The 14,548-nt window shown below is 74.5% G+C and carries 14 protein-coding genes; 10 read left to right on the top strand and 4 right to left on the bottom strand.

All coding sequences use genetic code 11. The features are described 5' to 3' along the window. Positions 1-41 precede the first annotated feature (41 nt). From H7X46_RS10205 to H7X46_RS10180, 6 genes are all read left to right on the top strand, one after another. Positions 42-1,718 carry an alpha/beta hydrolase gene (locus H7X46_RS10205; RefSeq protein WP_186359172.1) on the top strand — a complete coding sequence of 559 codons (1,677 nt, stop codon included), beginning with the start codon at positions 42-44 and terminating at the stop codon, positions 1,716-1,718. Positions 1,719-1,868: 150 nt separating this feature from the next. After that, a complete protein-coding gene (locus H7X46_RS10200; protein WP_186359171.1) occupies positions 1,869-2,552 on the top strand; it encodes an ABC transporter permease in 684 nt (227 codons plus the stop codon). After that, positions 2,545-3,624: an ABC transporter ATP-binding protein gene (locus H7X46_RS10195; protein WP_370588692.1), complete on the top strand. Its 1,080-nt coding sequence runs from the start codon at positions 2,545-2,547 to the stop codon at positions 3,622-3,624. Before H7X46_RS10200 ends, H7X46_RS10195 begins: the two co-directional genes overlap by 8 nt. Next, positions 3,621-4,412, top strand: a complete 792-nt coding sequence (locus H7X46_RS10190; protein WP_186359170.1) for an ABC transporter permease — start codon at positions 3,621-3,623, stop codon at positions 4,410-4,412. The genes H7X46_RS10195 and H7X46_RS10190 overlap by 4 nt, the downstream gene beginning before the upstream one ends. A 45-nt stretch (positions 4,413-4,457) precedes the next feature. After that, the gene (locus H7X46_RS10185) at positions 4,458-5,429 is read left to right on the top strand and encodes a glycine betaine ABC transporter substrate-binding protein (RefSeq protein ID WP_370588691.1); all 972 of its coding nucleotides are present in this window, start codon (positions 4,458-4,460) and stop codon (positions 5,427-5,429) included. 85 nt (positions 5,430-5,514) lie between these two features. Then, entirely contained in the window at positions 5,515-6,489 is a 975-nt protein-coding gene (locus H7X46_RS10180) for a DNA polymerase domain-containing protein (protein WP_370588690.1), read from the top strand. Between the two features lie 91 nt (positions 6,490-6,580). On the opposite strand, the gene ligD is transcribed toward H7X46_RS10180, so the two are convergent. Then, the gene (gene ligD, locus H7X46_RS10175; RefSeq protein WP_186362570.1) at positions 6,581-7,600 is read right to left on the bottom strand and encodes a non-homologous end-joining DNA ligase; all 1,020 of its coding nucleotides are present in this window, start codon (positions 7,598-7,600) and stop codon (positions 6,581-6,583) included. Between the two features lie 74 nt (positions 7,601-7,674). Here ligD and msrB point away from each other — a divergent pair, with 74 nt between their 5' ends. Beyond that, the gene (msrB, locus tag H7X46_RS10170) at positions 7,675-8,109 is read left to right on the top strand and encodes a peptide-methionine (R)-S-oxide reductase MsrB (protein ID WP_186359169.1); all 435 of its coding nucleotides are present in this window, start codon (positions 7,675-7,677) and stop codon (positions 8,107-8,109) included. Positions 8,110-8,121: 12 nt separating this feature from the next. Here the strand turns inward: msrB and hemQ are convergent, their stop codons facing one another. The 3 genes from hemQ to hemE all read right to left on the bottom strand — a co-directional run bounded on the left by hemQ (position 8,122) and on the right by hemE (position 11,608). Next, positions 8,122-8,817, bottom strand: a complete 696-nt coding sequence (gene hemQ / locus H7X46_RS10165; RefSeq protein WP_186359168.1) for a hydrogen peroxide-dependent heme synthase — start codon at positions 8,815-8,817, stop codon at positions 8,122-8,124. Positions 8,818-9,032: 215 nt separating this feature from the next. After that, positions 9,033-10,502 (bottom strand): protoporphyrinogen oxidase, encoded by a 1,470-nt coding sequence (gene hemG, locus H7X46_RS10160; RefSeq protein WP_186359167.1) that lies wholly within the window; start codon positions 10,500-10,502, stop codon positions 9,033-9,035. After that, entirely contained in the window at positions 10,499-11,608 is a 1,110-nt protein-coding gene (gene hemE / locus H7X46_RS10155) for a uroporphyrinogen decarboxylase (protein ID WP_255426113.1), read from the bottom strand. The genes hemG and hemE overlap by 4 nt, the downstream gene beginning before the upstream one ends. 94 nt (positions 11,609-11,702) lie before the next feature. Between hemE and H7X46_RS10150 the strand changes: the two genes are divergently transcribed. The 3 genes from H7X46_RS10150 (at position 11,703) to H7X46_RS10140 (ending at position 14,546) form a co-directional block, all read left to right on the top strand. Continuing rightward, the gene (locus tag H7X46_RS10150) at positions 11,703-12,308 is read left to right on the top strand and encodes a DUF3000 domain-containing protein (protein WP_186359166.1); all 606 of its coding nucleotides are present in this window, start codon (positions 11,703-11,705) and stop codon (positions 12,306-12,308) included. A gap of 310 nt (positions 12,309-12,618) precedes the next feature. After that, positions 12,619-13,287, top strand: a complete 669-nt coding sequence (locus tag H7X46_RS10145) for a response regulator (protein WP_370588689.1) — start codon at positions 12,619-12,621, stop codon at positions 13,285-13,287. A gap of 83 nt (positions 13,288-13,370) precedes the next feature. After that, on the top strand, positions 13,371-14,546 hold the full coding sequence (locus H7X46_RS10140) for a ribonuclease D (RefSeq protein ID WP_255426478.1): 1,176 nt from the start codon (positions 13,371-13,373) through the stop codon (positions 14,544-14,546). Positions 14,547-14,548: the final 2 nt, after the last annotated feature.

The raw sequence follows: 14,548 nt of genomic DNA, 5'->3' as shown, positions 1-14,548 counted from the left end.
GCGTCTCCGGCAGGGGTGGTCCCGCCGACACCGCTGACCCGGTGAGCGGTTCCCGCGAGAACACCCTCCCCGAGGCGCCCGCCGGGGTCCCGCCGCGTCGTCCGGCACCGGCCGGGACCACGCGGGTCCGGCCCACGCTCGTCCTCGCGCTCGCCCTCGCGCTCGCCGTGCTCGCGGGGTGTGCCGTCGGCCCCTCGCAGCGCCCGCCGGTCGCCGTCCGGGGCGAGCTGCTCCCGGCCGCGCCCCCGCCCGCCGCGGCCGCACCGCCCGCCGAACCCGATCTGCTCCCCGCGCCCGAGCCGGTGCGCGGCGGGCCGGTGTTCACCGACTGCACCGCCGACGTGCTCGCCGGGCTGACCGCGGCCGGCACACCGGTCCCGGCCGGCCGCGCCCTGGAGGTCGGCTGCGGGCAGCTCACCGTGCCCGCCGACCGGAGCCGGCCCGACCTCGGGCCGGCTCGGCTCGGCCTGACCCGGGTACGGGCGCCGGGCGCGCCCGAGGACCTGCCCGCGCTGGTCGTGCTCGGCGACACCGCCCTCGACGGGTCCGCGCGCACCGCAGCGGACCTGTCCGCCCGGCTGCCCACCGGTGTCCTGCAGCGCTTCCAGGTGATCGGGATGGACCGCCGCGGCACCGGGGAGGACCTCCTCGACTGTGCCCCGACCGAGGCTCGCGCCGCGCTGCTCGACGCCGGGCCGGACCGCCGCGACGAGGCCGCGATGACCGGGCTGCTGGAACGGTCCCGCTCGATCGTGCAGGACTGCTACCTGCTGCTGTCCGGGACGCTGGCCAGCTTCCGGTCCGGCAGCACCGCCGACGACGTCGAGTCGCTGCGCAGCGCGCTCGGCCTCGCCCGCCTGAACCTGCTCGGCGTCGGGGACGGCGCCGACGCCGCCGCCGGCTGGGCCGCGCGGCACCCGGACGCCGTCGGCCGGGTCGTCCTCGACGGCCCGGGCGACCCCACGCTCGACGATCCGGCCCGCACCGAGGCCGCCACCGCGGCCGCCGAGTCCGCGTTCGACGCGTTCGCCACCGCATGCACGGCACGGCCGGACTGCCCGCTCGGCCCCGACCCGCGGGCCGCCGTGCGGGGCCTGCTCGGCGGGCTCGCCGACACCCCGATGCCGGTCGGCGACGGGGACGCCGTCACCGCAGGCGCCACCGTGCGGGCGATCCGCTGGGTGCTCGCGCAGCCCTCCCGGTGGCCGGAGCTGCAGGCGGCACTGGCCGCAGCCCGCGCAGGCGACCCGGCCGGGCTCGTCCGGCTCCTGGCCCCGGTCGGCGGCCCGCAGGGCCGGTTCGACGCCGCACTGGCCACCCGGTGCAACGACAGCCGGGTCCGGGCCACCCCCGGCGAGGCGGCCGCCCGGGCCGCGGAGTGGGCCGGGCGGTTCCCGCTGTTCGGCGTGGCCGCCGCGCAGGACCTGGTGGCCTGCGGGCCGTGGCCGTCCGGTGGACCGGTGGCCCCGTCCACCCCGCCGGGCGCCGGGACGCCGGACGACTCGCCACCGGTGCTGGTGCTCGGCACCGCCCAGGACCCGCGCTCGCCCCAGAGCGGCGCCGAGCGGACCGCCGAGCAGCTCGCCGACGGCCGCGTCGTCCGCTGGGAGGGCGCCGGGACGGGCGCCTACCCCCGCACCCCGTGCGTCACCGCGGTTGTCGACCGGGCGCTCGTCGAGGGGCGGGCGCCGGCCGCACCGGTCGTCTGCCCGCCGTAACGATTCCCTATCCGCGCGCGAACCGATTCTCCGGAACGGTCACCAGGGTGTCACGAAACGGCATGCGCGCCTTACTCGGCCGCGTTCGTGCGACTAGGCTCCGGGCCACCCGAGCTGCTCGGCGGGGGCGACCAGGCGGAAGGAGTACGGGTGGACTTCTTCACCTATGTCGGGAAGGAACTGGACCAGCTGGTGTTCTACGGCCAGCAGCACTTTCTGCTGGTCGCCTTTGCGGTCGGAATCGCCGCTGTCATCGCGCTCGTGGCGGGCATGCTGCTGCACACGAACCGGCTGACCCCGGAGTCCTGGAGCAAGCCGTTGCGAATCGGGTCGCAGGAGGGCCTGCTGATCGCGGCCTCGGCGGCCCTGACCATCCCGTCCCTGGCGCTGTTCGGTCTGCTGCAGCCCCTGCTGGGACTCGGGGCGACGCCGTCGATCACCGTGCTCACCATCTACGCGATCTACCCGGTCCTGCGGAACGTCGTGGCCGGCCTGTCCTCGGTCGACGACGCGGTTCTGGAATCGGCGCGGGGCATGGGCATGGGCCCGGTCCGCCGGATGTTCACCATCCAGCTCCCGCTGGCCTGGCCGGTCGTGCTCTCCGGCATCCGGGTGGCGGTCCTGATCATCGTCGGGATCGCGGTCGTCGCCGGCGTCATCGACGGCCCCGGCTTCGGCTCGCAGCTGTTCCAGGGCCTGGCCCGCCTCGGGTCGGTCAACTCGTTCAACCAGGTACTGGCGGCCACGCTCGGCTGCCTCGTCGTGGCTGCCGTCTACGAGCTCGTGTTCTGGGTCGTGCAGCGTGTCACCACCCCGAGGGGGATCCGTGTCTGACTCCGGCACCGGCAAGGTCATGATCGCCCTGGAGGGCATCACGAAGACCTACCCGAAGGCCACCGTCCCGGCGGTCCAGGAGCTCGACCTGGAGGTCCCCGAGGGCACGATCTCGATGTTCATCGGCCCGTCCGGCTGCGGCAAGACGACCACGCTGAAGATGCTGAACCGGCTGATCGAGCCGACCAGCGGCCGGATCCTGCTCGACGGCGAGGACGTCACGAAGGTCAACGCCGACGAGCTGCGCCGCCGGATCGGATACGTCATCCAGCAGGTCGGGCTCTTCCCGCACTTCACGATCGCCGACAACATCGCCGTCGTCCCGAAGATCCTCGGCTGGGACCGCAAGCGGATCTCGGCCCGGGTGGACGAGCTGCTGCACCTGGTCGGCCTGGAACCCAAGGACTACCGCGACCGGTACCCGCGCCAGCTCTCCGGCGGCCAGCAGCAGCGGATCGGGGTCGCCCGCGGGCTGGCCGCGGACCCGTCGGTGATGCTGATGGACGAGCCGTTCGGCGCCATCGACCCGATCACCCGCGACCGCCTCCAGGACGAGTTCCTGGTGCTGCAGCAGCAGATCGCCAAGACGATCTGCTTCGTCACCCACGACCTGTCCGAGGCGGTGAAGCTCGGCGACCGGATCGCCGTCTTCGGGCCGGGCGGGACGCTGCAGCAGTACGCCACCCCGGACGAGGTCCTCACCCACCCGGCGAACGAGTTCGTCGCCGAGTTCGTCGGCTCCGGCGCGGCGGTCCGGCGGCTGTCGCTGCTGGAGCTGTCCCACCTCGAGCTCCATCCGGTGGGCCTCGACGGTTCCGGAGCGCGCAACGGCTCGCCCACCTACGAGGTCGACGCCGAGGGCCGGCCGGTGCGGTGGGCGTACCTGCCGGGCACCGAGGCGCTGCCGAAGCTGGTCACCGTGCCGCAGTCGGGCACCGTGTACGACGCCGTCGACGTCATGCTCGACGCCCAGACCGAGATCGTCGCGGTGGTCGACGAGCAGCAGAAGCTGCAGGGCGCGCTCTGGTGGAAGGACCTCGTCGAGGGCCTGAAGACCAAGGCGCACCGATGAGCGCCCCGACGCGGGAGAAGGCCGGCGCCCCGCAGGGTGGGGCCGCGGCGCGCCGTCCCCGCCAGAAGATCGACAAGGCCCTGATCGTCAACCCGATCATCGCGGTCGCCGGGCTCGCGCTGGTCTTCGCCTACGCGGCCGCCGAGGGCCTCGACGAGGTCGAGCGGTCGGTCATCAACCCGGGCGCGCTGCTCACCCGCCTCCTCGAGCACCTGGTCCTCACCGGACTGTCCACCCTCGTCGTCATCGTGATCGCGATCCCGGCCGGGATCGCGCTCAGCAGGCCCGCCGCCGGCCGGATCCGGCGCCCGATCCTCGCCTTCGGCGGCTTCATGCAGGCGCTGCCCCCGTTCGGCGTGATCGTCCTGCTCGCGTTCTCGCCGCTCGGGCTCGGGCTGCCCACGGCCGTCGTCTCGCTCGCGCTGGCCGCGCTGCTGCCGGTGCTGACCAACACCGTCGTCGGCCTGCAGCAGGTCGACCGGGCGCTGATCGAGGCGGCCCGCGGGATCGGCATGTCCGCGCGGCAGACCCTGTTCCAGGTGGAGCTGCCGCTGGCGACCCCGGTCATGGTCGCGGGCGTCCGGGTCGCGCTCGTGCTCAACGTCGGCACCGCCGCGCTGGCGACGTTCATCGGCGCCGGCGGCCTCGGCCTGCCGATCAAGGGCATGCTCGAGCTCGGCCGCCCCACCGGAACCCTCGTGGCGGCGGCCATCGTCGCCGCGCTCGCCCTCGTCGTGGACTGGCTCGCCGGTCTCGCCGAGTACGCGGTCCGCCGCAGCTCCGGCTGACCACCTCCCCCCGACGTCCCGCTGTACGCACTCCCTGGAGGACACGTGAGATTCGGACGATCCCGGCGCCTCGCCCTGACAGCGGTGGCCGCGGCCGCCGCGCTGGCCCTCGCCGGCTGTGGTGGGCTCGAGGGCGGCGGCCCCGCGGCCTCCGGCGGCTCGCTGGCCGAGGCCGGCAACCTGGAGGGTGTCAACTACACCGTCGGCGGCAAGAACTTCGACGAGCAGCTGGTGCTCTGCCACATCACCGTCGCGGCCCTCGAGTCGGTCGGCGGGAACGTCACCGAACGGTGCAACCTCGGCGGGACCGACGTCGCCCGGCAGGCCCTGCTCTCCGGTGACATCAACATCTACTGGGACTACACCGGCACCGCGTGGGCCTCGTTCTTCAAGGAGACCCGCCGCATCCCGGACGACAACGAGCTCTACCGGCTCGTCTCCGAGCGCGACCTGCAGCAGAACAAGCTCGTGTGGCTCGACAAGGCGAACTTCAACAACACCTACGCGTTCGCCGTCAACGGCCAGAAGGCGCAGCAGGAGAACCTGAACACGCTCTCCGACATGGCCGCCTACATCAAGTCCGGCAAGCCGGGCCGGGTGTGCGTGGAGACCGAGTACAACTCCCGCGACGACGGGCTCCGCGGCCTGCAGCAGGCCTACGGGTTCCAGGTCGGCGGGGACCGCCTGCAGGTCCTCCAGACCGGCGTCATCTACCAGGCCACCCAGAACGGTGACTGCATGTTCGGCCTGGTCTTCACCACCGACGGCCGGATCCCCGGCCTGCAGCTGAAGGTGCTCGAGGACGACAAGAAGTACCACGTCACCTACAACGCGGCGCCGATCGTCCGCGAGGAGACCTACAACCAGAACCAGGCGATCCGGCAGGTCATGGCGCCGATCTCGAGCGCCCTGGACTACAACACCATGCTGGGCCTCAACGGGAAGGTCTCCTCCGAGGGCCAGGACCCGCGCCAGGTGGCGCGCGACTGGCTGACCGAGAAGGGATTCATCGGCTGACCGCCCGGCCCGCCGCCGCGATGCCGCCCCGCAACCCGCACCCGGGTTGCGGGGCCGTCGTGCTCCTCCCGCCCGGGGACGCCTCGTGACGGCCCGCCGCGGCGTGGACGAGGTCCGCGACGGTGTCGAGCTCACCAACCTCGACGGGGAGGCCTTCGACGGCGCCGGCGTCACCAAGCGGGCGCTGGTCGACCATCTCGACGCGTTCGCCGGACGGATCCTGCCCGGGCTCGCCGGCCGCGCGCTGTCGGTGGTGCGGGCCCGGCCGGGGCAGGCGCCGTTCGTGCAGAAGAACCTGCCGCGCGGGGCGCCCGACTGGATCCCGACGATCCCGGTGTGGGCGCAGACCTCGCAGCGCACCGTGCACTACCCGCTGTGCACCGACCGCCGGACCCTGCTGTGGTTCGGCAACCAGCGGGCGATCGAGTTCCACCCGACACTGGTGCCGTTCGAGGTGCCGACGGCCGACGAGCTCGTCGTCGACCTCGACCCGCCGCCCGACGGCGCGTTCGTCCAGGTGGTCGCCGCGGCCCGGCTCGTCCGCGCGGCGCTGACCGACCTCGGGCTGGACGCGGCGGTCAAGACCAGCGGGGCGAAGGGCCTGCACCTGGTCGTGCCGCTGGCGTCGGCGCTGGGCATCGACGACGCGTTCGCGGCCACCCGCGCGGTGTGCGCCCGCGCCGCGGCCCTCGGACCCGACGTGGCGACGACCGCGTTCATCAAGGACGACCGCGGCGGCCGGGTGTTCCTCGACCCGACCCGGGCCGGTGGGGCCACCCTGGTCGCGGCCTACAGCCCGCGGGCCCGGCCGGGCCTGCCCGTGTCGTTCCCGGTCGCCTGGGACGACCTCGGCGCCGTGACCCCGGCCGACTTCACGGTGACGACCGCGGCCCGGCTGCTCGGCGACACCGACCCGTGGCGGGAGCTGCGCCCGGCCCCGGGCACGGTGCCGCCCGAGGTCGTGACCGAGGGACGGAACATCCCGGTCCCCCGGGTGCAGGCGATGCACGAGGGGAAGCGGCGCAAGCGGGCCCGCGAGCGGGGCGCCGGCCAGGCGTGAGCCGGGGTCTGGACCCCTCCCGGGGGTCCGGGAACCCCCGGGAGCGGGCGTCCCTCAACTTAGGTGGACCTTACCGTTCCCGCATCCTCTGTCACCCGTTCGTACGACCGCCGCCCCGTGCCCGGCTCGGCTGCACCCGCATCGGCTCGCCGGGCATCTTCGGGTACTCGGGTGGGTAGGGCATCTCGGCGACACCCAGCTCCGCCTCGTCCTCGGCGAACCACTCCAGGGCGGTCTCGCACCCGCCCGGGTGCTCGTCCATGTGCTCGTGCGGGTCGCCGTACCGCTCCAGCAGGTCCGGGACGGTCCGCAGGGTGAACTCGGCCGGGTCGGTCTCGCCGACGGCGTCCCAGGTCAGCGGCATGGAGACGGTGGCGTCCGGCAGCCCGCGCACCGACCACGCGGAGGCGATGGTGCGGTCCCGCGCGGCCTGGTTGAAGTCGAGGAAGACGCGCTCGCCGCGCTCCTCCTTCCACCAGTCCACGGTGGCCCGGTCCGGGATGCGGCGCGCCACCCGCCGGGCGATCGCGATCACCGCGCGGCGGACCTCGATGAAGTCCCACTCCGGGCGGATGGGTGCGAATACGTGCAGCCCGCGTCCACCGGAGGTCTTCGGCCAGCCGGTGAGCCCGGCCTCGTCGAGCACCTCGCGCAGCACGGCGGCGACGGCGGCGGCGTCGGCGAAGTCGGTGCCCGGCTGCGGGTCCAGGTCGATGCGCAGCTGGTCGGGGTGGTCGGTGTCGGGGCAGCGGACCGGCCACGGGTGGAAGTCGAGCGTGTTGAGGTTCGCCGCCCACGCGATCGTCGCCGGCTCGGTGATCGACACCGACTCGGCCGTCCGCCCGCTGGGGAAGGTCACCGTGCAGGTGCGCACCCAGTCCGGTGCGCCCTTGGGCACCCGCTTGACGAAGAACGGGTCACCTTCGGCGCCGTCGTTGAACCGTTTGAGGTTGGTGGGACGGTCCCTGCACGCGCGGGTCATCGGCTCGCCGACGGCCAGGTAGTACTCGACCACTTCCCGCTTGGTGATCCCGAGCTTCGGGAACGCCACCTTGTCCGGGCTGGTCAGCCGGACCTCCCGGGTCCCGTCCGGCCCGGGGACCTGCAACATCACGACGTCACGGCTGGCCACCGCGCGAACCTACCGCCGGGGCGCCTCGGGCCCCAACGGGTTAGCGTGGACGCATGGGTCCGATCAGCCGTGACACCGGCGAGCCCGCGCCGAAGGTCGTCAAGTCCGACGAGGAGTGGCGGGCGCAGCTCAGCCCGGCCGAGTACCACGTGCTCCGCGAGGCCGGGACCGAGCGGCCGTTCACCGGGGAGTACACCGACGAGAAGCGCACCGGTGTGTACCGCTGCCGGGCGTGCGGGGCGGAGCTGTTCCGCAGCGACACGAAGTTCGAGTCGCACTGCGGGTGGCCGTCGTTCTTCACCCCGCTGGCCGGGGACGCGGTCGTCGAGCGCACCGACACCAGCCTGGGCATGACGCGCACCGAGGTGCTCTGCGCGACCTGCCACAGCCACCTCGGGCACGTGTTCGCCGGGGAGGGCTACGGCACTCCGACCGACCTGCGTTACTGCATCAACTCGGTGTCGCTCACGCTGGAGCCGAGCGAGTGACCGCGGGCCCGCTCAGGGCAGGGAGGCGACCAGGTCACCGACCTCGACCCGCGGGCCGGTGAAGAACGGGATCTCCTCACGGACGTGCCGGCGGGCCTCCGTGCCACGCAGGTGCCGCATGAGGTCGACGATCCGGTGGAGCTCGTCGGCCTCGAACGCGAGGATCCACTCGTAGTCGCCGAGCGCGAACGCCGGCACGGTGTTGGCGCGGACGTCCGGGTAGTCCCGCGCCTCCATGCCGTGGTCGGCGAGCATCTTGCGGCGCTCGTCGTCCGGCAGGAGGTACCACTCGTAGGACCGGACGAACGGGTAGACGCAGATGTAGCGCTTGGGGTCCTCGCCCGCCATGAACGCCGGCACGTGGCTCTTGTTGAACTCCGCGGGCCGGTGCAGCGCGGTCTGGCTCCACACCGGCACCGACGCGCGGCCGAGCGCGGTGGTGCGGCGCAGGTCGGCGTAGGCGGCCTGCAGCGACTCGATCTCCGAGGCGTGCCACCAGATCATGTAGTCGGCGTCGTGCCGGAGCCCGGCGAGGTCGTACACCCCGCGGACGGTGACGTCCTTGTGGGCCAGCGAGTCCAGGTACTCGCTCGCCTGGCGCCCCGCCTCGGCCCGGTCGTCGCCCAGCTTCCCGGGTTCGATCCGGAACACCGACCACATGGTGTAGCGGATGGTCTCGTTGATCGCTTTGACGTCCACGCGGGCCATGCCCGGCATGCTACGCCGCCGGTGAGGGGACCCTATGTCGGGCCGAGGGCGTTCCCCGAGCCGCGCTGACCGACCGGCCCGCGACCCTCGAGATGCGCGTTTCCGCCCGCGAACGGGCGGCAACGTGCTGATCAACCCAGTGCTGATCGACCGGGGCGCGCCGGCCCGCGTCGCCGCGCACGGGGCGCCGGCTCACCCTGCGGCGCAGGGTGAGCTCAGCCGTGCGCCGGGAGCGCCGCCACCAGACGTTCGGCCGCGGCGCGGGCGGTGCCCACGCAGGCCGGGACGCCGACGCCGTGCAGCATCGCCCCGGCCACCGCCAGACCCGGCTCCGCCGCCACCGCCGCCTCGAGCGCGGCGACCGTCTCGCCGTGCCCGACGCCGTACTGGGGCAGGCCACCGCCCCAGCGCTGCACGTGGGCGGCGATCGGCACCGCGTCGATCCCGTCGAGCGTGCGCAGGTCGGCGCGGGTGCGGGCGACGAGCTCGGCGTCGTCGACCTGCAGGGACGCCTCCTCGCCGTGCCGGCCGATCGAGGCGCGGATCCGGACCAGGCCGTCCGCGCCGAGGTGCGCCCACTTCGTCGACGCGTGCGTGACGCCCTTGACCGAGAGCGGCTCGCCGGCCCCGACCAGGCAGCCGCTGGTGCCCGGCAGACCCGGGACGTCGGAGGCCCGGTAGGCCAGCGCCACCACCGCGGAGGAGGCGAGCTCGACGCGGCCCGCGGCGGCCGCGGCGCGCGGCACGACGGGTTGCAGCAGGCGGCGCAGGGCCGGCGCGGGGACGGCGAGGACGACGGCGTCGACGTCGAGGACCTCCGGCTCGGGCACCGGGCCGAGGACGAGCCGCCAGCCGGTGTCGCGCCGGTTCAGCGCCCGCACCGTCACACCGGTGTGCACGTGCGCCGACGACGCCGCGACCAGCGCGGCGATCACCTCGCGGTAGCCGCCGCGCACGGCACCGAACACCGGGCCGGGACCGGGGGGCGGCGATTCCGGGGAACCCGCCGCGGACGGGTCCGCAGGGCCTGCGGCCAGCGTCCCCGCCTGCTGCCCGCTCGCCGCCATCGCGGCCGAGGCGGCGTCGGTCAGCGACGGCGCGCCCGCGTCCAGCGCGGCGGCCAGCGCGGGGACGGTCGCCCGCAGGCCCAGCGCGTCGACCCGCCCGGCGTACACCCCGCCGAGCAGCGGGTCGGCGATCCGGTCGACCACCTCCGGCCCGAACCGGGCGCGCAGCAGCCCGCCGAGCGCGGTGTCGGTGCCCGGCTCCCAGTGCAGCGGCCGCGACGGCTCACCGGCCACGGCGGCCAGCCCGGCCTCGGACAGCACGTCGTCGAGCACGGCGCCGCGCCCGGGGACACCCATCAGGGTGCCGCGGGGCAGCCCGACGGTGCGCCCGCCGGCCCGCAGGGTCGCCGTCGCGGCGGTCGGATGGGTCAGCGATGCCGACAGGCCGATCTCGCGGAGCAGCGCCGGCATCTCGGGCCGCCGGGCGAGGAAGGCCTCGGCGCCGACGTCGAACGGCTCCCCGGCCAGGTCGACGGTGTGCAGCACCCCGCCGAGCCGGTCCCGCTGCTCGAGCACGGTGATCTCGGCGGAGTCCCCGAGCAGGGTGCGCAGCCGGTGCGCCGCGGCGAGCCCGGAGATCCCGCCGCCGACGACGGCGACGGAGACCGGCGCGGTCACCCGACCGGCTGGGCGTGGACCGCCTCGACCGTGCGGGTGATGACGTCCGGGTCGGTCTGCGGCAGCACGCCGTGGCCCAGGTTGAACACGTGCCCCGGGCACCGCGTGCCCTCCGCGGCGATCCGTCGGACCTCGGCGTCGATCGCGTCGCGGCCGGCGAACAGCACCGCCGGGTCGAGGTTGCCCTGCACCGGGACCGCACCCCCGGCCCGGGCGGCGGCGACGTCGAGCGGGGTGCGCCAGTCGACGCCGATGACGTCCGCGCCGGCCTCGGTCATCGCGCCGTACAGCTCGGCGGTGCCGACACCGAAGTGGATCCTGGGCAGCCCGGACCCGGCGAGCGAGGAGAGCACGGCCGACGAGTGCGGCAGCACGAACTCGCGGTAGTCCCGCTCGGACAGGGCACCTGCCCACGAGTCGAACAGCTGGACCGCGTCGACACCGGCCGCGACCTGGCGCTGCAGGAAGGCCCCGGTGAGCCGGGACAGCTTCGCCATCAGCGCGTGCCAGACGCCGGGCTGCGAGCGCATCATCGCCTTGGTGACCTCGTGGTTGCGGCTGGGGCCGCCCTCGACGAGGTAGGACGCGAGCGTGAACGGCGCCCCGGCGAACCCGATCAGCGGGGTGCCCCCCAGCTCGGGCAGCAGCAGCGCGATCGCCTCCGCCACCCGGTCGGCCTGGCCCGGCTCCAGCTCGGGCAGCGCCTCGACGTCGGCCGCGGTGCGCACCGGGTGCTCCACGACGGGCCCGGTCCCCGCGACGATGTCGACCCCGATACCGGCCAGGTACAGCGGCACCACGATGTCGGAGAACAGGATCGCCGCGTCGACCCCGTGCCGTCGCACCGGCTGCAGGGTGATCTCGCAGGTGAGCTCGGGGGTCAGGCAGGCCTCGAGCATCCCGTTGCCCGCCCGCAGGGCCCGGTACTCGGGCAGCGACCGCCCGGCCTGGCGCATGAACCACACCGGCAGCCGCGACGGGCGGCGACCGTGCGCCGCGTCCAGGAACGGGGATCCGCTCAGGTCGCGGCGTGGAGCGGATGCGGAACGCCCATCTGCACGGCGTGCCGGGACGTCGGTCGCTGGGGTGACGGTGCCTGCAGTCATGACCCGCTCATCCTCGCACGCGGCCGCGGCCGGCGCGCAGGCGCCCGGCGCGCCTACCAGGTCGCCCGCCCGGGGCGTCCTAGAGTTCCCCGCCGTGCCGGACCCGAACTCCTCACCACCGCCGTTCCGCCGGGCCGTGTCGTCGCTGGCGTCGGTGGCGCCGCGCCCGGAGCTCGTGGTGCGCCCGCTGGAGGCCCCGCCCCGGCTCGCCCCGTTCAGCTGGGCGACGAGCGTCGAGGCCGACATCGGGCACCGCGGCGACGGCACCGACGACCTCGACGAGCCGGACACCTCGGGACGCCTGATCCTGCTGCACGACCCGGACGGGCAGGAACGCTGGCAGGGCACCTTCCGCCTGGTCTGCTTCGTCCAGGCCCGCCTGGAGCCCGGCCAGCTCGGCGACGACATGCTGCCCCGGATCGGGTGGTCCTGGCTGACCGACGCGCTGGAGCACGCCGGCGCCGGGTACACCGCGCTGGGCGGGACGGTGACCCAGACGTCGTCGGTCCGGTTCGGCGGCCTGAGCGAGGACGGCGACGACCCTCCGCGGGAGGACGACGTCGAGCTGCGCGCCTCCTGGACGCCTACGGAGAGCGACGCCGATCTTGCCCGACACGCCGTCGCGTTCGGTGCCCTGGTGGCGACCGCGGCGGGCCTTCCGCCGGTCGGCGCCGTCCCTCTCAGCCGGTCACCCGGCTGATACCCGCAGGTCAAGGGCACAGAGGGGGAAAACGTCACCCGTCCGGGTGGGACCGCACCCACAGCCATGTAACTTTCCATGCCAGAAGTTCGACTGCACACGGGACGTTAGGCCGCATGGAGGGATACCATCTCCCGCATGGCACCCACCCGGGCGGCCGAGCGCCACTCTCCGTCCCTCGGGTTCCGGTGTTGGTCGGGGACGGACGACCGACTCCAGGAAGGTTGACGACGTGGCTGTACTTGGCCAGCAAGTTCCGGCGCAGAGTTCCGGCAGCTCCACCGCCGGTGGCGCTCCGATCGGTGGAGCCGTGCTCTCGCCGGGGATCGTGCCGCAGCCGCGGGAGGAGCTGTTCACGGTTCTCGTCGTGGACGATCACCCGCTGCTCCGGGAGGCGATCGCGGGCCGGCTCCGCTCGATGGGGGCGGGCACCGTCCACGAGGCCGCCTCGGTGACCGAGGCCCGGGCCCGCGCACACGCGTCCGGACCGTGCGACCTCGCGATCCTCGACCTCACCCTGCCCGACGGCAGCGGCCTGGACCTGGTCAGCGAGCTCCGTTCGCTGGGCTGGAACCGGCTGGTCGTGCTGGCGTCCTCGGACGACCCGTACGCGGTCCGGTCGGCCTTCCAGGCCGGCGCCCAGGCGTACCTGTTGAAGTCGGCCTCGCCGTCGGTGGTGACCGACGGGGTCAAGCGGGTGCTCGACGGCGGCGTCTACGCTGACCCGACGGTCGCGCCGCTGCTCGCCACCGGATCCCGGGTGCCAGGCACCGACAACACCCCGCGCGAGCTCTCCGCCCGCGAGGTCGAGGTGCTCCAGCTCGTCGCGGACGGCCAGTCCAACAAGGAGATCGGTGAGGCGCTGAGCCTCTCGGCGCTGACCGTGAAGAGCCACCTCTCCCGGATCGGGCGCAAGCTCGGCACCGGTGACCGCGCCCAGATGGTCGCGCTGGCGATGCGTGCGGGGGTCATTCGCTGAACCAGGGAGCGCGGACCACAGGCGGTACGGGATTCCGGCCGCCCGGTGATCCGTCCCCGGACGGTTCACCCGATCCGGTTCCCCTGCTGAGTCCCGCCGACGGCCTCCCGCCGGTCGTCGAGTCCCCGGCCGCCCTCGTGGCGGTCGCCGAGACCGTCGCCGCCGGTACCGGTCCGGTCGCCGTGGACGCCGAGCGCGCCTCCGGCTTCCGCTACTCCCAGCGCGCCTACCTGGTGCAGCTGCGCCGGGCCGGCGCCGGCACCGCACTCGTGGACCCCATCGCCCTGCGCGGCGACCTCGCTCCCCTCGCCGCCGCGCTCGACGGACCGGAATGGGTGCTGCACGCGGCCTCCCAGGACCTTGCCTGCCTCGCCGAGCTGGACCTGCGACCCGCATCGCTGTTCGACACCGAGCTCGCCGGGCGGCTCGCCGGGCTCCCCCGGGTCGGTCTCGGCCCGATGGTCGAGAACCTGCTCGGGCTGTCCCTGGAGAAGGGCCACGGCGCCGCCGACTGGTCCCGGCGGCCGCTCCCGGAGGACTGGCTGGTCTACGCCGCGCTCGACGTCGAGGTGCTGATCGAGCTGCGGGACGTCCTCACCGGTCTGCTCGACGCCCAGGGCAAGCTCGAGTGGGCCCGCCAGGAGTTCGAGGCGGTCCGCACCGCGCCGCCGCCCGCGCCGCGGGCCGAGCCGTGGCGGCGGACGTCGGGGATCCACAAGGTGCGCAGGCCCCGCCCACTCGCGGCGGTGCGGGAGCTGTGGCAGGCCCGCGACACGCTGGCCGCCGAGCGGGACATCGCGCCTGGCCGGGTGCTGCCCGACGCCGCGATCGTCGACGCCGCCGTGCGGAACCCGGCCTCGGCGGAGGCGCTGGCCGCGCTGCCGGTGTTCCGCGGGCGCTCCCAGCGACGGCTGGCCGCGTACTGGTTCGACGCGCTGCGCCGCGCCGCGGAGCTGCCCGAGGCCGAGCTGCCCCGCGGGTCCGCGCCCACCGACGGCCCGCCCCCGGTGTCCCGCTGGGCCGACCGGGCCCCGGAGGCCGCCGACCGGCTGACCCGGGCCCGGGCGGTGCTGGCGGAGGTGTCCGAGGAGTACACCGTGCCGGTGGAGAACCTGCTGCAGCCCGACCTGCTGCGCCGGATGTGCTGGGAGCCGCCGGTCGACGGCGAGGTCCGCGGCGCGCTGGCCGCCGGTGGGGCGCGGCCGTGGCAGATCGAGCTGCTCGCCCCGCTGCTGGAGCCGGTGCTCGACACCCGCTGACC

It is taken from the genome of Pseudonocardia sp. C8 (assembly GCF_014267175.1).
GTDB lineage: Bacteria > Actinomycetota > Actinomycetes > Mycobacteriales > Pseudonocardiaceae > Pseudonocardia.
Note: the sequence above shows the minus strand (reverse complement) of the source record. Positions and strands in the feature narration are given on the sequence as shown.